This window comes from Sphingobium sp. FW306-1B-F04DB, from assembly GCF_058781925.1.
On record NZ_JBYSXE010000018.1, the window covers coordinates 1 to 16,503 of the forward strand.

The following is a 16,503-nucleotide window of genomic DNA, read 5'->3' on the forward strand; positions in this document are numbered from 1 at the left end:
GTTCAACGGGTCAGCGCAACAACTTCTAATCGTGTGGGACGAGGAGGTGGCCCATGGAGACTGCGGCGGCCATAGTGGAGGCGCCTATCGCTTTTACGTCCAAGCCGTCTCGACCATCTTCCCAAGCGCACATCGCACCTGCGTGCGAAATCGACCGCCCCCTGATCAGTCGGACAGACCGAACCGCTTCAGTGCGTCGGCTGAAAACAGCCGCCGGTCATCCTCGCCGGGCAGCAGCGCGTCGCGCACCTTCTTCCACCGGACCAGGTTGTCGCCATAATCCTTGGCTACGCGCGCGGCGGAGAGTTCGTTGAACTTGCCCCAGTGCCGCGTGAAAGCGATGCCTTCGCGGTCGAACATCTTCATGATCTCGCGGAAGGCGTCTTTCGTCTTCTCACTGTCCGGACCGTCGCAATCGATCCCGGCCGTGTCGGTCCAGCGGGCCGGAGACAGGAGGCCGTGACCGCCTTTCATGAAGCGCAGCGTCATCACGGTCGACCCGCCGGCACCAGCGAAAACCTTGCGCGCCGAATTGAAGGCGTCCTTGAGTTGACTTCGTTCGACGAACAGGGCGCCGGTGAAGATATTGGCGAGCGGCTTGTGCGTCTCGGTCGTTTGGCCCCAGGTCCCGAAGATTGGGTCGATGATCCCATTGCCGACGGTCAGCTCCATGATTTTCTGCAGGATCCAGCCGCGTGCCAGGGGGAAGTTGCGCAGCAGCCAACCGAGCATGGTGAAGGCGTCGTAGCCGGCGCCGAGCTGGGCTGGCTCGACTTCCTCATGGCCAGGCTCCCACGGTATCTTATAGAGGAAGCGGACCACGGCTTTGCGCTTGAACGGCTTGAGAGGATTGGTGACCACCATCACGAAATAGGGATCTTGGGGCAATCCGTGTTCGTCCGAAAAGTCACGGAACCGGCCGTCGTTCAGCAGCTCGAGATGCTCTTCGCGAAAGTCGATGAGCTTCAGGTACGGCCGCACCAGATAGCGCTCGACGGTTTCGATCACCATCGCCGTGACCACGCCGAGCGAGCCGACATGGACGAGCGCGGCGGCGAAGGCGTCGTCGTCGCGTTTTGCCTCGGATCCGGTTTCCGCGATGAAGGTGTCGCTCATCAATCCGGGCGCCGGCTCGATCCAGTATGTGCCCCCGGGCGTGACAATCTGGACGGCGCGGACGTGATCCTGGATGCCGCCCGCCTCGATCACCGATCCATGCGTTGCGGTCGCGCAGGCGCCTGCCAGCGTCTGCCCGTTGCTCGCACCCGTTGAGCGGAGGCTGCGACGCATCACGTCGCTCTCCAGCTTGTCGTTGATCTCGTCGATCTGAACGCCGGCTTCCACCAACAGGAACGCCTGCGCATCGACCGCGTCCGGATCGGCAAAATCCGTCGGCGCGAGACGGAAGCAACGGTTGAAGCGGCGCGTGTTGAGCATCCAGCCGCCGTCGGGCGCGAGCTGGATGTTCGAAGGCGACCAGGCGCCGCCGACGGGGCGCACAGCGACCCCGGCACCTTTGGCCCGGAGCAGCCATTGGCGGACCGCCTCCGCATTCTCGGCAATGTCCTTCCGGCCGGCCCCGGCCTCGCCGCTACGCAGCGCGAAGCGGACGCCCAGCCTCGAAGCTCCGGTCTTGTGGTAGTTCCACCAGACATCGGGCTCGCCCGGTTCGGCAATCGGGATCTCAACGACGGGCATCACGCTTCTCCCAGCGGATGCTGGCCGGCATTGCCGCGCCAGACGATGCTGACGGGGCGCGCGAATCCGAATGTGAACAGCGAGATCACCATGTGAATCCGAGTGGCGGACAGGCGGATGTCCGCGAAGCCCTCGCCGGCTAATTCTGCCTTGGCGGTCCGGCTCGTCTCACTGGCAAAACCCCAGGCATGGCTCGTGATCGGGACTTGATGGTCGTCGAGGGGCCGGGGATTATTGATCGACAGAAAATAATCGGCAGTACCCGCCAAATATTGGCCGAATAACATCACGACGGCGATCAGAGCGACAATGGAAGCGGCGATCATCATGCACCGGGTTCCAAACCACCATTCGCCGACCTGCGCGATCAGGTAACCCAGGAGGGCAAGCAGCAGCCATGCTGCGGCCACAGCAATAATGAGGATGATACGGCGCTTGTTCTTCATCGCCCTGCTCCCCGCCATGTATTGATGATCCTATTATAACGTAGCGCCCATTCGCTGTCAGGCGGATACCAGCCGGGTTCTGCTCCATTTCGGGTGGTTCGGGGTGAACAAAGGAAACGACTTCGCCTCTAGTTCCATTACATTTCAAGCGGAGCCGGGAGGACGAGCCACCCGCCACGGCCACTCCAGCATCGACTGTTGGATTCGCTCTGCCCCCGCCTCGGCAATCGGGACGCTCAGCATCAGTCCTCCAGCGCATGCCCCGTAACTGACATAGGCGCGCGGCAGATTATCGCCGTCCTCGAAGCGGAGTACCCGTGTGAGGTCATCCGCTCTGGCGCGTCGCGTTCCTGCGGTACTTGGGGTCCTGAAATACCGGACGTTCCCTAGGTCGCAATCAAGGCCGTCACCTGTCAGAATTGCGTGCAATCGTGCACTCATTTTCTGCGTCGTCTGCATCCGCGCGCAATCTCGGCCATTCAAATCGTCCAACGACGCATCCCAAAAGAGACCGTCGGCTCAGCTCATTGCTCGGTGGTTGGAATTGGGGTGGTTATGCGTTAGCTTGACCCAGTCGCATCGAGGCCCCGAGAGCTCACCGTACTGCCGGTCACCGGCCGACATTTCAGGGCGGCCGCGAAATTTGCGGATCAGCCTAGCCTCGAGATTCGCGCTGGTGACGCGCTCCATCTCGCGACTGTGTCGGAGCACGGCGCCACGACGCTTGACCAAAAACTTGCCGAGGCCGGACCGCCGCTGGGCGCGCCGACGCAACTGTTGGCATGAACCACGCCCTTTCGGGCTCTGCCGACGATGCGGGATCACCCTTGGCCAGTAACGGGCCGCAGGATCACTGACTGCATTCGCCCGCAATCTCGGCGATTAAGCATCCAATGGGCCGCTCCCGACCTCGCCCGTCCGTTCAGCCAATGGAGCCACCCCCAGGCCCCGGTGCGTAGTGCATTGGCACTCTCATGCAGAGAGTGCTAAACAACCATTCAGCAGCATCGGCTACCCTTTGCGAAAACGACGCATCGAACAGCCCAGAGAGGACAGCTTCATCATGACCTTCCGCCCATTGCATGATCGCGTGCTCGTCCGTCGGATCGAAGCTGAGGACAAGACGGCGGGCGGCATCATCATTCCCGACACCGCCAAGGAAAAGCCGCAGGAAGGCGAAGTCGTCGCCGCCGGTACCGGCCTCAAGGCCGAGGACGGCAAGGTGACCCCGCTCGACGTCAAGGCGGGCGACAAGATCCTGTTCGGCAAATGGTCGGGCACCGAGGTCAAGATCGACGGTGAAGATCTGATCATCATGAACGAAAGCGACGTTTTCGGAATTATCGGCTGATACCGCGGCGTGCTCGGGCTGTTTTGCAGCAGACACCCACACCAGGAACGAACTCGAAAAAGCGAGGATCAAGATCATGGCAGCGAAAGACGTCAAATTCTCGCGTGAAGCTCGCGAAGGCATTACGCGCGGCGTCGACATCCTCGCCAATGCGGTGCGGGTGACGCTCGGCCCCAAGGGTCGCAACGTCGTCATCGACAAGAGCTTCGGCGCGCCGCGCATCACCAAGGATGGTGTTGCGGTTGCCAGGGAAATCGAGCTCAAGGACAAGTTCGAGAACATGGGCGCGCAAATGCTCCGCGCGGTGGCTTCGAAGACCCATGATCACGCGGGCGATGGCACCACGACGGCGACCGTGCTCGCCCAGGCGATCGTGCGCGAGGGCATGAAGTCGGTTTCTGCCGGCATGAACCCGATGGACCTGAAGCGCGGCATCGATCTGGCGGTTGGGAAGGTCGTCGAGGATCTGAAGCGCCGCTCGAAGACGGTCTCCGGCAATAACGAGATCGCTCAGGTCGGCATCGTCTCGGCCAATGGCGACAAGGAAGTCGGCGAGAAGATCGCCGAGGCCATGGAAAAGGTCGGCAAGGAAGGCGTGATCACCGTCGAGGAAGCGAAGGGTTTGGAATTCGAGCTCGACGTCGTCGAGGGCATGCAGTTCGACCGCGGCTATCTGTCGCCCTATTTCATCACCAACCCCGAGAAGATGGAGATCGAACTCCAGGATCCGTTCATCCTCATCCACGAGAAGAAGCTCTCGAACCTGCAAGCGCTCCTGCCGATCCTCGAGGCCGTGGTGCAGAGCGCTCGTCCGCTCCTTATCATCGCCGAGGACATCGAGGGCGAGGCTCTTGCCACGCTCGTCGTCAACAAGCTGCGCGGCGGCCTCAAGGTCGCAGCGGTCAAGGCGCCCGGCTTCGGCGATCGCCGCAAGGCGATGCTCGAGGACGTCGCGATCCTGACTGCGGGTCAGACCGTCTCCGAGGATATCGGCATCAAGCTCGAGAATGTGACCCTCGACATGCTCGGGTCTGCCAAGCGGGTCACGATCGACAAGGACAACACCACCATCGTCGATGGTGCCGGCAACCCCGCAACGATCAAGGGCCGTGTGGAAGCCATCCGCCAGCAGATCGACAACACCACCAGCGACTATGACCGCGAGAAGCTCCAGGAGCGTCTCGCCAAGCTCGCCGGCGGCGTGGCCGTCATAAAGGTCGGCGGTGCGTCGGAGCTCGAGGTGAAGGAGCGCAAGGACCGCGTCGACGATGCTCTCCATGCAACACGCGCAGCTGTCGAAGAGGGCATCGTCCCCGGCGGCGGCACGGCTCTCCTTTATGCCACCAAGGTGCTCGAGGGCCTGAAGGGCATCAACGACGACCAGACCCGCGGCATCGACATCATCCGCAAGGCGTTGCAGGCACCGCTCCGCCAGATCGCGCAGAATGCGGGTCATGACGGCGCGGTTGTCGCGGGCAACCTGCTGCGCGAAGATGACGAGAGCAAGGGCTTCAACGCTCAGACCGACCAGTATGAGAATCTCGTCCAGTCCGGCGTGATCGACCCCACCAAGGTCGTCCGCTCCGCGCTCCAGGATGCGGCCTCGGTCGCAGGCCTGCTCATCACCACCGAAGCGGCTGTCTCCGAAGCGCCCGAGGACCGGTCAGCGATGCCGGCGATGCCCGGCGGTATGGGCGGCATGGGTGGGATGGACTTCTGAGTCGACGCCGCCGGCTGTAGCGCACGAAGCGGATATTTCGCTATAGCTGGAGAGCGTCGGCATATCCCGTCAGCTCCAGATAGCCACGCCCACCTTGCGTCGAAACGGCTCCTTCCCAATAAACCGGCATCCCGCTGGTGCGCCCATCGAGTTCCTGGGCATCCAGCAGCGGTTTCAGCGGAAAGCGCCGCACACCCTCGGGTAGCCTCACCACAAAATCGGCCTCGACCGGATAAAGGGCGCCGGTCTGCGGCGAGCGCCAGCGCCTCCGCGGCACGAAGCGTACGTCTTCCGGCGCGAGACTGATCTTGCTGCCGTCCGCCCGCCGCAGCGTGCCGCCCGCATGGACCACACCCCCGTCACGGCTGCGTATCCGAAAGACCATCAACGCGCTGCCATCGTCGAGGTTGAGACCGGCCCAATCCCAGCCCACCGCCCCGGCATCGAGCAGTGTCGACGACCATTCCCGGTCGAGCCATGCCCGTCCCGTCACCACAATTCGCCTTCCGTCTTTTATGACTGTGCCTGACACGGCCAGCTGCGGCATCGAATAGTAATAGCTCGCCTGCTCCGGTCGCGGCCCCTTGCGGCTATAACCTCCGTCACCGTTTGCCATTACCGGCTGGGTCGGAACCAGCACGAGGTCGAGGGAGAAATCCCGCGCCGGAGTACGCGCACGGAACACGCCATCGGCTGTCCGTGCCAAGCCCCAGTCGAGCAGCACCACATTCGCATCGGCCTCCGCAGCCCCGGCGATCCCGAAGCCAGCTCGCGCCGTCCGCTGGTCGTGGATCAGCTTGCCCTTGAGGGGATCAGAGAGCGCTGCGTGCGCGAAGACGACCTGCTTCGGTGCGAACGCGCTCGGATTTGCGGAATCGGTGGAAGGCCGCGAGCGAAAGAACGTGATCTGGAAGCCGAGCGGCTTGCCATCCGCGCCCTCCAGCCAGCCGGTGAAATACCACCATTCGGTGCGGTATGCAGGGTGCGCGCCATGGTCCCGCGGGAAACGGAATTCGGCCCCGCGCACCACCGTCGGATAATTCGTCTTATGGTTAGCCCCCGGCGCGGCCCAGGCCGCCCCAAATGCAATCAGGACCAGCGTGACCCACCGCATTACCAGTCCTCGCTCACGGCGCGCACCGCGTCTCGTGACACAGCCCTCCGCCCGGCAAGGACCGCTGTTCCGGCTGAGGTGATGATCAAAGCCGCCGCGACGCTGAGCATCAGCGTCCAGGGAATGCGCGTCTCCATCGTCCAGTTGAACGATTGCGGATTGATCACATGGATGAGGATCTGGCTCAGCGCGAGACCGACCGCACACCCGGCAGCGATGCCGATGAGCCCCAGCAGCGCGCCTTCGGTGGCCAACATCGCGACGATCTGCCGCCGCGTCATGCCGATGTGGCGGAGCATCCCGAACTCACGGATCCGCGCAATAGTCTGCGCCGAGATCGTGGCGGCGACGCCAGCGAGTCCGATCAGGATCGCGATCGCCTCGAGCACATAGGTGATGGCGAAGCTGCGATCGAACAGGGCCAGCGCGCGCGAACGCAACCCGCCCGGCTCGGCAAAGTCTACTCTACCGGCAAGGCCTGGCGGCAGCCTGTCATTGATGGCTGTCCGAACGGCGGCCGCGGATGCGCCCGGGGTCAGCACGATCGCGGCTTCGCTGCGCACCTCGTCGCCAGTTAGCGCCACATAGTCGCGTGTGCCGATCACTATAGCGCCCTGCTGGCGCGCATAATCTCGCCAGATGCCGGCGACATAGCCTTTTGCCCGCTGCGCTCCGATCGGGAGTTCGAACCCGTCGCCGGCACGCACTCCATAGAGCCGCGCCGCGGGTTCGGACAGCCACAGTGGAATGCCATCGCGGCGGCCTTTCGCTTCCTCGATCAGTGGCAGCGAGTAGCCCGGGCCGCCGACGGGCCGGACGATCAGGAGCACCGAGGGCAGCTCCGCGTTCAGCGTTACCGGCACGCTCTTGCTGAACGCGATTCCCGCCACCCCCGGTGTGTCCGCCAGCCGCTTCTGGGTCTCTGCATCGAACAGCGCCTCGTTGGAAGCGGCAGCGACATAGAGATCGGCGCTGAGGAAGCTCCCTAGCCAGTCATCGACCGAACCACGGAAGCTCGTCACCATCACCGCCATCGCGATCATGAGGCCCGTGCTCGCGACGATTCCCCCCAAAGCCGTGGCCGCCTGCGACGGCGCACCGAGCAACCGCTGGAGCGCGAGCTCCACGGAGGGCAGGCGCGTGTCGATTCGCGCCAGCGGCCTGAGCAGCGTCAGCGCGAGCCGCGGCATCGCGGCGACGCCCCCCGACAGCACCAGCGCGACCGCGAGATAGCCGAAAAGAGGCAGCCGATTGACCGCCGGCAGAAATGCGAAAGCGCCGCCTGCGGCGACAAGCACGAAGGCCGGCAACCATCTCGGCGACACGCGCGGGTCGATCGGATCTCCCGCGGTCTTCAACGCCTCTGCGGGCGCGATTCCCGCCGCTTGCCGGGCGGGCGCATAGCTGCCGGAAACCGCGGTCGCGATGCCGAAGCCCAAAAACAGCATCGCAGCGGTCGGCGCGAACTGCAGCTCGGGCGACGCATCACCGAAATAGCCTCCGCCAAGGTCACCGCCAACGAACTTCAGCGCGGCCCCGGCGATGAAATAGCCGAGCGCGAGTCCCGCAATCGAGCCAATGATCCCCAGCACCGCGCCTTCACCCAGAAGCTGCGCGGTCAGCGCGCTCTTCTGCATGCCCAGCGTGCGCAGCAGCGCGAACTGTTGCATGCGACGGGCCACCGACAGCGACTGAGCCGAATAAACGAGAAATCCGCCGGTCAGCAACGCGACGAGCGCGAGCATGTCGAGATTGACCCGGTACGCCCGCGACAGGCTGTCGCCGCGACGGCTTTCGCCCTCCGCGTCGGTCAGTCTTGCGCTTGCCGGCAGCATCGCCTCGACGGCTCCGCGGACCGCGCTGAGCGACGATTTCTCCGCAAGCTTCAGATCCACCCGGTCGAGCGTCCCTAGCCTGTCGAACCGCCACTGCGCCGCCGATATGTCGATCATGCCGACCGCCTGTCCTTCGCCCGCACCCGGCAGATCGCCCACGACACTGAAAACATGCGTCCGGGCACCGACGCGAACTCGCACCCGCTGCCCGAAACGCAGCCCATTCCGGGACATCGCGGTTCGCGACAGGTACAGCGCGTCGAGATCCAGCGCGGCGTCCATGCCGGAGGGCCGCGTCGAAGTCCGTCCCTCCGCGGACGCGTCCTGACGCCGACCAAGCAGGCTTGGCGAAACCGCAAGCACCCTGAATAGATCGAGCCCGAGAAGCGTGATCGGCACGTCCTTCTCCCCGAGCGAGGCCCTGAGCTGCACCACCGGGCTCGCATCGGCGATCCCGTCGAGTGCCATCAGCTTCGGGTAGAGCCTTTCGTCAAACCCGAGCGCGCTTGCGCCCCGGACCTGCAAATCGGCCTCGCCCGAGACGCTACGCACCGCCTCACCGAACGCGTCCACTGCCGACCGGTTGATCACATGCACCGCGAAGGCGAGCGCCACTCCGATCGCAATCGCGAGCCCCGCCACGAGGAACCGCACCGGAAAAGCGCGCCACTCCCCCGCGATCAGCCAGCGCCACGCGCCACCGTTGGCCGCCGCTTCAACCATCGACGGGAACGAGCCCCTTCGGAGTCAGCAACAGCTGTCGGTCCGCCGTGGCGGCTGCCATGGGCGAATGCGTGACCAGCAGCATCGCCGCGCCGCGCTCTTTCACCGCCCGACCCAGAAGGGCGATGATTTGCCGCGCGGTCTCGGGATCGAGATTGCCGGTCGGTTCGTCGGCCAGGATCAACGCCGGCTCGTGGACCAGCGCGCGCGCGATCGCGACCCGCTGCAGCTCGCCGCCCGAAAGCTCCTTCGGATAGCTCCGTCCGCGATCACCCAGACCCACCGCGTCAAGAATCTCCCCGGCGCGTGCGAGCGCTGCCGCCCGGGGCGCATTCTGGAGAACCAGCGGAAACGCCACATTCTGGGCGAGGTCCAGATGGGGAAGGATGTGAAACGCCTGGAAGACGAACCCGATTGCGTCTCGCCGAAGCGCCGTCCGCGCCGCTTCATCGAGCCCCGTAAAGGCTCGCCCTGCGACCACCACGTCGCCCTTATCGGCCGTGTCGAGCCCCGCAACGATGTTGAGCAAGGTCGATTTGCCGACCCCGGATTCGCCCCTGATCGCTACATGCTCGCCTGCGTCAAGTGCGAGGCTCAGGCCATCAAACAGTCTCCGCCCGCCCGGCAGGGACTTGGAAAGGGCGGTCAGTCGCAGGGTCTCATCGCGCATTGACCAAGCGTAGATGCTGCCGCCCGCCCGATAAAGGTCGCTTTCTTCGCATCCACTTGGGTGACACGGATCCGGCGAACGTCAATTCTGGGCCGCAAGCAGTCGGGCGGCTTACGGAGGACACATGGTGGAATAAGTCGTTCCAATCGAAGCTTAGAGCCTCGCCTCAGTTGCCGCTGAGCTTCTCCGGTCATGGATTTCCTTGACCTCCGGCGTCAGACTCTCCTCGAAATCGGCCATCTCATACAGCGGCCGGATTTCGATCTCGCTCGGTCCCGGCATGGGATGTCAGCCGTCCGAGGCAGCCTTATTTGAGAAATGAGGCACTTTTAAATTGGTACGACAAAACCCGGCAGGAAATGGTGGGCGCTGACGGGCTCGAACCGCCGACCCTCTCGGTGTAAACGAGATGCTCTACCAACTGAGCTAAGCGCCCCCAGCCAATCATTGGCCGTGCGGGAAGGGCCCCATGCCATTTCGTGGCGCGCATCGCAAGCTCAGATCGCCATCGCCCCGATCTGGCGCAGCGTCGCGAAATAGGCTCCCATCCCAGCTGCGGCCTCGTCCGAAAGCGCAACGAACACGCGGCGGCAGTCCGCGGGATCGGCGCGCGCACGAGCAGGCCATTGTCGGTCAGGGTGCGGATCCAGCGCAGCGCGGTCGTCGGCGGCACCGCGGCGGCGATGCACGCAAACGCCCCGGCCAGCGGCCAATTGCCGGCCAAGGCGTCAATGGCCCGGTTATCCGTGGTCGTTACAGAGACTTGACGATATCCTCGACCATCTTCTTGGCGTCGGCGAGGAGCATCATGGTGTTGTCCATGTAGAACACCTCGTTGTCGACGCCCGCATAGCCGACGCCGCCCATCGAGCGCTTCACGAACAGCACGGTCTTGGCCTTCTCCACATCGAGCACGGGCATGCCGTAGATCGGCGAGGTCTTGTCGGTCTTGGCCGCGGGGTTGGTGACGTCGTTAGCGCCGATCACGAAGGCGACATCGGCCTGCGCGAATTCGGAGTTGATATCCTCGAGCTCGAACACCTCGTCATAGGGCACGCTCGCCTCCGCCAGCAGCACGTTCATGTGCCCGGGCATGCGGCCGGCGACGGGGTGGATGGCGTATTTCACCTTCACGCCCTCTTCCTTGAGGATATCGCCCATTTCCCTGAGCGCGTGCTGCGCCTGCGCGACCGCCATGCCGTAGCCGGGCACGATGATCACGCTTTCGGCCTGCTTCATCAGGAACGCCGCATCCTCGGCCGAGCCGCGCTTCCACGGCCGGTCGGTCGCAGCGCCACCTCCGGTGATCGCCGCCTCGGCCCCGAAGCCGCCCGCGATCACGCTGATGAAGCTACGGTTCATCGCACGGCACATGATGTAGGACAGGATCGCACCCGAGCTGCCGACCAGCGCACCCGTGATGATCATCGCGGTGTTGGAAAGCGTGAAGCCCATCGCGGCGGCGGCCCAGCCCGAATAGGAGTTGAGCATCGAGACCACGACGGGCATGTCCGCGCCGCCGATCGGGATGATCAGGAGGAAGCCGATCAGGAACGACAGCGCGGTGACCGTCCAGAACACCCAGGGGCTCTGGTCGGTCACGAAATAGCCGATCAGCCCGAGGATGCCGGCAAGCGTGCCGAGATTGATGAAGTGCCGCGCGGGCAGCATGATCGGCTTGCCGCTCATATTGCCGTTCAATTTGAGGAACGCGATCACCGATCCCGAAAAGGTGATCGCGCCGATCGCGATGCCCAGCCCCATCTCGACGCGGCTGACCGCGAAGATCTCGCCGGCCGCATCGACGATATGGAACGCCTCAGGGTTCTGGTAGGCCGCCGCTGCCACCAGCACCGCGGCCATGCCGACCAGCGAGTGGAAGGCGGCAACGAGCTGCGGCATCGCGGTCATCGCGATCCTGCGCGCGATAACGAAGCCGATCGCGCCGCCTATCGCGATCGCGCCGCCGATCTCGGCCAGACTGGCAATCTTGTGCGTAATCAGCGTGGTGCCCACCGCGAGCCCCATGCCGATCATGCCGAAGCGGTTGCCGCGGCGGCTGCTCTCGGGGCTCGAAAGACCCCTCAGCGCAAGGATGAAACAGACGCCCGCGATGAGATAGGCGAGCGCAACCCAGGGATTGACGGGAGCGGCTTCATGCATGGTCTGTCCCCCTCAACCCTTCTTTTCTTTTTTCTTGTACATCGCGAGCATCCGCGCGGTGACCGCAAAGCCCCCGAAGATGTTGACGCTCGCCAGCGCCACCGCGACCAGCCCCAGCCATTTGGCGCTTGGGCTCCCGGCAGCGGCGGACGCGATCAGCGCGCCCACGATGATCACCGATGAAATCGCGTTGGTCACCGCCATCAGCGGCGTATGGAGCGCGGGCGTCACCGACCAGACCACGTAATAGCCGACAAACACCGCCAGCGCGAAAATCGACAGAATGGAAATGAAGTCCATAACCTACTCCCCGTTCGTCCCGAGCGAAATCGAGTGGACGTTGGCGCGGGCGTGTCTCGACTTCGCTCGACACGAACGGCCCTTTCAGTTTCAGCCGAGCAACCGCTCGTTCACGACCTTGCCGCCCTTGGTCAGCCGGATCGCTTGAGTGATCTCGTCATCGTCGGGCAGCACAGGGCGCCCGCCTTCCTTGTCCCAGAAGGCCGACAGGAAATTAAACAGGTTGCGCGCGAACAGCGCTGATGTGTCGGCAGCGAGACGGCTCGGCACATTCTTGTGGCCGACGATCCTGACGCCGTGCTTCTCGACCACCTGCCCGGCGACCGCGCCCTCGACATTGCCGCCCTGCTCGACCGCGAGGTCGACGATCACGCTGCCCGGTTTCATCGATTGAAGCTGCGCGTCGCTGATCAGCCGCGGGGCGGGACGCCCCGGGATCAGCGCGGTGGTGATGACGATATCCTGCTTGGCGATATGCGACGACACCAGCTCCGCCTGTGCGGCCTTGTATTCGTCGGACATCTCGGTGGCGTAACCCCCCGAGCCCTCGCCCTCGATGCCTGCGACGCTCTCAACGAAGATCGCCTTGGCGCCGAGGCTCTCGATCTGCTCCCTCGTTGCTGCACGGACGTCGGTCGCCGACACCTGCGCGCCCAGCCGGCGCGCGGTCGCAATCGCCTGCAACCCCGCGACGCCCACGCCCATGATGAAGACGCGCGCCGCGGAAACGGTGCCCGCCGCGGTCATCATCATCGGAAAGGCCTTGCCGTACTCGGCCGCGGCATCGAGCACCGCCTTGTAGCCCGCAAGGTTGGACTGGCTGGAGAGGATGTCCATCGACTGCGCGCGCGTGATACGCGGCATGAACTCCATCGCCAGCGCCTCGACGCCAAGTTTCGCGTACTCGTCGACGCGCGCGCGCTCGCCAAAGGGGTTGAGCCCGGCGACGATCCATGCACCCGATTTCACGCCCTTCAGGCTCTTGGGATCCGGGCCCTGGACGCCGAGCAATATGTCGGCGTCCTTGATCACGGCGGCACGCGCGCCCAGCGTGGCGCCCGCCTCGGCATATAGCTCATCCGCGATCGTGGCGCTTGTTCCCGCGCCTTTTTCGACTGCGACCTCGGCTCCAAGGCCGATGAATTTCTTGACTGTTTCCGGCGTGGCGGAAACGCGGCGCTCACCGTCGGCGCCCTCTCCCAGCACCGCGATCTTCATGTCGCGGCGATCAGTTCGCGATGATGATGATGACGAGCGCGGCGGCGATGATGCTCGCGGCGGTACCCACCTTCAGCAGCGTCAGAAAGCCGCGATAGGTTTGATCGTGCATCTGGATTTCGCCATTCTCGGCCATTTTATTCCCCTGAAGACAGTTGGTCATCGCAATTGGAAATGCCGCCATGCCTTAGACAGCAATTTCACTACCCTCAACCCCACATATAGCGGAGGTTGCCGCAGCTTTGCCTGGGGCCGCCTTAAGCCGGTGTTTACCCCACCCAGTCTAATCCGTCCCCTAACGGGACAGGACGTAACGGAAATGACGCCACAGGGCACCAGACTGCTCATGCTGATTGATGACGAGCCCGCGCAGCGGCGCCTCGTCTCCGCGATTGCCGGCCGCGCAGGTTGGCGGACGATCTTCGCCTCCGATTCGGAAACCGCGATCGCGATGCTCGGTACGCAGGACGGCATGATGCTCGACGCGATCGTGCTCGATCACTGGGCCCCCGGCGCCGATCAGGGCACGCTGATCGCCGAGATCCGCAAGCGTCGCCCCGCGCTCCCGATCCTGATGCTCACCTCGGTCACCTCGGTGTCGACCGCGGTCGAGGCAATGCGTGCGGGCGCCACCGATTTCCTCGTCAAGCCGATCGCGCCCGATCGCCTTCTCGCGGCCCTCGACGCCGCAGTCAGCGTGCGATCGGGCCGCGGCGAGCTGCGTCCGCTCACAGAAAAGCTCAACCAGGCGCTCGGCTTCGGAGAGATTGTCGGCTCGGCTCCCGAATTCCGCGCCGCGCTCGCAATTGCCGCCAAGGCCGCGCGCGCGCGCGTGCCCGTGCTGGTCGAGGGCGAAAGTGGCGTCGGGAAGGAGCTCGTTGCGGAAGCGATCCATTCAGCCTCGCCGCGCGCGAAGAAGCGGATGATCGCGGTCAACTGCGGCGCGATCCCCGCCAACCTCGTCGAATCCGAGCTGTTCGGGCACGAAAAGGGCGCGTTCACCGGAGCGTTCGACCGTCACATCGGAAAGTTCCAGGATGCCGATGGCGGGACGCTCTTCCTTGACGAGGTGGGCGAACTTCCGCTCGATGCACAGGTCAAGCTGCTCCGCGTCCTCCAATCGGGCGAGGTGCAACCGATCGGTGGCCGCGCGCTGCGCGAGGTCGATGTCCGCGTCATCGCCGCGACCAACAAGCGCCTGATCGACGAGGTCGCTGCGGGCCGCTTCCGCGAGGATCTCTATTACCGCCTCAACGTCGTCCAGGTGACGATCCCCCCTTTGCGCGACCGCCCGGGCGATATTCCCGCGCTCGCCCGTCACATGCTCGCGCGCATTGCGCAGCAGCCGGGCCTGCGCGGGCTCGGCATCACCGACGAAGCACTCGCGCTGCTCCTCGGCTATGACTGGCCGGGCAATGTCCGCCAGCTCCAGAACGCGCTGTTCCGCGCCGCGGTGCTGTGCGACGGCGATGCCCTCACCCGCGCGGACTTCCCCCAGATCGCCGAATATGCCACCAACCCCCAGCCCCGCACGCAGCGCACCAACGGGCACAGCGCGGTTGCCGACACACCGGGCGTCACGCTCTACCGAGCCGATGGCAACCTCCGCCCGCTGGAGGAGATCGAGGCCGACGTCATCCGCCTCGCCATCGGCCATTATCGCGGCCGCATGACCGAAGTCGCGCGCCGCCTCGGCATCGGCCGCTCGACGCTTTACCGCAAGCTCGGCGAACTCGGGATCAGCGACGCAGCCTGATTGATCCCGTTTCGCGCCGGATGCGTTATCGCCATGTCGACGCCGTCGATCTCGACGCGATAGCATCGCAGGCGCTCGAAGCCCTCCAGACACGGGACTGAACCATGGCGGACTTTGCAGGCAAGGCGATCCTGATTACCGGTGCCGCCTCGGGCATCGGTCTGGCGACCGCACATCATCTGGCCGAGCGCGGCGCCGCGCGTCTGGTTCTGTGCGACCAGAACGCCGATGCGCTCGAGCACACGGCCGCCGCTCTCGCACGCAACGGGCTCGCGGTCGCGACGCTGGCGGGCTCGGTGACCGACGAAGGCTGGTGGACCGATGCCGAAACGCGGCTCGGCGCGATCGACCACGCCGTGGTGAGCGCGGGCGTGTCAGGCGGCGGGCGGATCGCCGAGCTCGATTTTGCCGAATGGCGCCGCATCCTCTCGGTCAATCTCGACGGCGCCTTCCTCACGCTCCGCGCGGCGATGCGCTCGATGGAAGTCCACGGCAGGGGCGGATCGATCGTGCTCGTTGCCTCCGCGGCGGGGGTGAAGGCGGAGCCCGGCGTCGCGGCCTATGGCGCGTCCAAGGCGGCGCTTCTCCATCTAGCCAGGGTCGCGGCCAAGGAAGGTGCGCCCAATGGCATTCGGGTCAACGCGATCGCACCCGGCGGGGTCGAAACGCCGATCTGGCGCGGGATGGAGTTTTTCGAGCAGATGATCATCGAGCACGGCAGCGAGGCCGAGGCGTTCAGGGCGCTCGCCGGCATGGCCACCCCGCTCGGCCGCTACGCAAAACCCGAGGAAATTGCGGTACAGATCGCCTTCCTGCTGGGGGAAGAATCAGCGCTGGTCACGGGCACCGCGCTACTCGTCGACGGCGGCTACACGCTGTAGCATCGCGGCAAAGGTCAGGAAGGTCAGCCACGCACGAAAAATCCCGTCAATCAGTGAGCCCGCATTGATCGAGCCTTTCGATCAACGCTGCTCCCGCCATCTGCACGCGATCAAAGAGCCGACCTTTCGAATCAACGTGACAGATCGGGAGCGTGTAGGACAGAGGTTTGCTGACCGCGCGTTCGTCGGGCACTTGCTTCCAAGGCGCGCCGGTGTTCTTGAAGAGGCTGGCAACGAAAGGTTACTCATGTCCCCCATCCCCTGGGATCAACCCGCAACGCTCATCGACCTCGACGGCAAGGCCCCCTTCATCGGCACGATCCGGGACTGCGCGATGCATTTCGCGCTGTTCAAGCCCTTCGCAAAGGAGCAGGCGCGGGTGTTGCTGACCCAGCCGGTCCACCGCGAAGGCAGGAAGACCCGCACCTGGATCCTGAACCCCGACGAGATCGCGCAACTGGCCGAAAGGCTGAAGCAGGAGGGGTGAGGTCGCAGTGCTGATTTGTGCTGCACGAAAATACTCCCCAGGCTCGCTTCGAAGGAGTTGTTCGACGATCAGAGGTTAACCCCCCTCACCCAGCTTCGACTAGGCGGCAAAGCCGCCAAGCCTGCACAACCCTCTCCCCCC

General features: G+C 64.6%; 15 protein-coding genes, 1 tRNA gene and 1 pseudogene. 6 read left to right on the plus strand and 11 right to left on the minus strand.

The window, feature by feature from the left end; translation table 11 throughout:
* Positions 1-165 precede the first annotated feature (165 nt).
* Positions 166-1,698 carry an FAD-binding protein gene (locus AC3WJD_RS10270; protein ID WP_492746523.1) on the minus strand — a complete coding sequence of 511 codons (1,533 nt, stop codon included), beginning with the start codon at positions 1,696-1,698 and terminating at the stop codon, positions 166-168.
* Positions 1,698-2,144: a hypothetical protein gene (locus AC3WJD_RS10275; RefSeq protein ID WP_492746524.1), complete on the minus strand. Its 447-nt coding sequence runs from the start codon at positions 2,142-2,144 to the stop codon at positions 1,698-1,700. Before AC3WJD_RS10275 ends, AC3WJD_RS10270 begins: the two co-directional genes overlap by 1 nt.
* Before the next feature lie 600 nt (positions 2,145-2,744).
* Between AC3WJD_RS10275 and AC3WJD_RS10280 the strand changes: the two are divergent.
* The 3 genes and pseudogenes from AC3WJD_RS10280 to groL all read left to right on the plus strand — a co-directional run.
* A pseudogene (locus AC3WJD_RS10280) lies at positions 2,745-2,930 on the plus strand (PIN domain-containing protein); the annotation flags it as partial.
* A gap of 277 nt (positions 2,931-3,207) precedes the next feature.
* Positions 3,208-3,495, plus strand: a complete 288-nt coding sequence (gene groES / locus AC3WJD_RS10285) for a co-chaperone GroES (protein ID WP_492746525.1) — start codon at positions 3,208-3,210, stop codon at positions 3,493-3,495.
* A 76-nt stretch (positions 3,496-3,571) separates the two neighbouring features.
* The gene (groL, locus tag AC3WJD_RS10290; protein WP_492746526.1) at positions 3,572-5,215 is read left to right on the plus strand and encodes a chaperonin GroEL; all 1,644 of its coding nucleotides are present in this window, start codon (positions 3,572-3,574) and stop codon (positions 5,213-5,215) included.
* Positions 5,216-5,255: 40 nt separating this feature from the next.
* Here the strand turns inward: groL and AC3WJD_RS10295 are convergent, their stop codons facing one another.
* The 9 genes from AC3WJD_RS10295 to AC3WJD_RS10335 form a co-directional block, all read right to left on the minus strand.
* Entirely contained in the window at positions 5,256-6,329 is a 1,074-nt protein-coding gene (locus AC3WJD_RS10295) for a lipocalin-like domain-containing protein (RefSeq protein ID WP_492746527.1), read from the minus strand.
* Positions 6,329-8,887, minus strand: coding sequence for an FtsX-like permease family protein (locus AC3WJD_RS10300; RefSeq protein ID WP_492746528.1), 2,559 nt, complete (start codon positions 8,885-8,887; stop codon positions 6,329-6,331). The genes AC3WJD_RS10295 and AC3WJD_RS10300 overlap by 1 nt, the downstream gene beginning before the upstream one ends.
* Positions 8,880-9,557, minus strand: a complete 678-nt coding sequence (locus AC3WJD_RS10305) for an ABC transporter ATP-binding protein (RefSeq protein WP_492746529.1) — start codon at positions 9,555-9,557, stop codon at positions 8,880-8,882. The genes AC3WJD_RS10300 and AC3WJD_RS10305 overlap by 8 nt, the downstream gene beginning before the upstream one ends.
* Before the next feature lie 360 nt (positions 9,558-9,917).
* Positions 9,918-9,993 (minus strand) — tRNA-Val (locus AC3WJD_RS10310).
* A 61-nt stretch (positions 9,994-10,054) separates the two neighbouring features.
* Positions 10,055-10,246, minus strand: a complete 192-nt coding sequence (locus AC3WJD_RS10315; RefSeq protein WP_492746531.1) for a hypothetical protein — start codon at positions 10,244-10,246, stop codon at positions 10,055-10,057.
* Positions 10,247-10,310: 64 nt separating this feature from the next.
* Positions 10,311-11,720 carry an NAD(P)(+) transhydrogenase (Re/Si-specific) subunit beta gene (locus AC3WJD_RS10320; RefSeq protein WP_492746532.1) on the minus strand — a complete coding sequence of 470 codons (1,410 nt, stop codon included), beginning with the start codon at positions 11,718-11,720 and terminating at the stop codon, positions 10,311-10,313.
* Between the two features lie 12 nt (positions 11,721-11,732).
* Positions 11,733-12,020, minus strand: coding sequence for an NAD(P) transhydrogenase subunit alpha part 2 (locus AC3WJD_RS10325; RefSeq protein WP_492746533.1), 288 nt, complete (start codon positions 12,018-12,020; stop codon positions 11,733-11,735).
* A 90-nt stretch (positions 12,021-12,110) separates the two neighbouring features.
* Complete coding sequence (locus tag AC3WJD_RS10330; protein WP_492746534.1) at positions 12,111-13,238, minus strand: NAD(P) transhydrogenase subunit alpha; 1,128 nt, start codon at positions 13,236-13,238, stop codon at positions 12,111-12,113.
* Between the two features lie 10 nt (positions 13,239-13,248).
* The gene (locus AC3WJD_RS10335) at positions 13,249-13,374 is read right to left on the minus strand and encodes an aa3-type cytochrome c oxidase subunit IV (RefSeq protein ID WP_492746536.1); all 126 of its coding nucleotides are present in this window, start codon (positions 13,372-13,374) and stop codon (positions 13,249-13,251) included.
* A gap of 183 nt (positions 13,375-13,557) precedes the next feature.
* Between AC3WJD_RS10335 and AC3WJD_RS10340 the strand changes: the two genes are divergently transcribed.
* From AC3WJD_RS10340 to AC3WJD_RS10350, 3 genes are all read left to right on the plus strand, one after another.
* Entirely contained in the window at positions 13,558-14,994 is a 1,437-nt protein-coding gene (locus AC3WJD_RS10340) for a sigma-54-dependent transcriptional regulator (RefSeq protein ID WP_492746537.1), read from the plus strand.
* A 104-nt stretch (positions 14,995-15,098) separates the two neighbouring features.
* Positions 15,099-15,875, plus strand: a complete 777-nt coding sequence (locus tag AC3WJD_RS10345; RefSeq protein ID WP_492746538.1) for an SDR family NAD(P)-dependent oxidoreductase — start codon at positions 15,099-15,101, stop codon at positions 15,873-15,875.
* Positions 15,876-16,122: 247 nt separating this feature from the next.
* Positions 16,123-16,362: a hypothetical protein gene (locus AC3WJD_RS10350; protein ID WP_492746589.1), complete on the plus strand. Its 240-nt coding sequence runs from the start codon at positions 16,123-16,125 to the stop codon at positions 16,360-16,362.
* The last annotated feature ends 141 nt before the right edge of the window (positions 16,363-16,503 follow it).

What these genes read in the sequence shown, in the direction of transcription:
- AC3WJD_RS10270 (WP_492746523.1), bottom strand. Translation starts at nt 1,698, where the DNA reads ATGCCCGTCGTTGAGATCCCGATTGCCGAACCGGGCGAGCCCGATGTC.
- AC3WJD_RS10275 (WP_492746524.1), bottom strand. Translation starts at nt 2,144, where the DNA reads ATGAAGAACAAGCGCCGTATCATCCTCATTATTGCTGTGGCCGCAGCA.
- groES (WP_492746525.1), top strand. Translation starts at nt 3,208, where the DNA reads ATGACCTTCCGCCCATTGCATGATCGCGTGCTCGTCCGTCGGATCGAA.
- groL (WP_492746526.1), top strand. Translation starts at nt 3,572, where the DNA reads ATGGCAGCGAAAGACGTCAAATTCTCGCGTGAAGCTCGCGAAGGCATT.
- AC3WJD_RS10295 (WP_492746527.1), bottom strand. Translation starts at nt 6,329, where the DNA reads ATGCGGTGGGTCACGCTGGTCCTGATTGCATTTGGGGCGGCCTGGGCC.
- AC3WJD_RS10300 (WP_492746528.1), bottom strand. Translation starts at nt 8,887, where the DNA reads ATGGTTGAAGCGGCGGCCAACGGTGGCGCGTGGCGCTGGCTGATCGCG.
- AC3WJD_RS10305 (WP_492746529.1), bottom strand. Translation starts at nt 9,557, where the DNA reads ATGCGCGATGAGACCCTGCGACTGACCGCCCTTTCCAAGTCCCTGCCG.
- AC3WJD_RS10320 (WP_492746532.1), bottom strand. Translation starts at nt 11,720, where the DNA reads ATGCATGAAGCCGCTCCCGTCAATCCCTGGGTTGCGCTCGCCTATCTC.
- AC3WJD_RS10325 (WP_492746533.1), bottom strand. Translation starts at nt 12,020, where the DNA reads ATGGACTTCATTTCCATTCTGTCGATTTTCGCGCTGGCGGTGTTTGTC.
- AC3WJD_RS10330 (WP_492746534.1), bottom strand. Translation starts at nt 13,238, where the DNA reads ATGAAGATCGCGGTGCTGGGAGAGGGCGCCGACGGTGAGCGCCGCGTT.
- AC3WJD_RS10335 (WP_492746536.1), bottom strand. Translation starts at nt 13,374, where the DNA reads ATGGCCGAGAATGGCGAAATCCAGATGCACGATCAAACCTATCGCGGC.
- AC3WJD_RS10340 (WP_492746537.1), top strand. Translation starts at nt 13,558, where the DNA reads ATGACGCCACAGGGCACCAGACTGCTCATGCTGATTGATGACGAGCCC.
- AC3WJD_RS10345 (WP_492746538.1), top strand. Translation starts at nt 15,099, where the DNA reads ATGGCGGACTTTGCAGGCAAGGCGATCCTGATTACCGGTGCCGCCTCG.
- AC3WJD_RS10350 (WP_492746589.1), top strand. Translation starts at nt 16,123, where the DNA reads ATGTCCCCCATCCCCTGGGATCAACCCGCAACGCTCATCGACCTCGAC.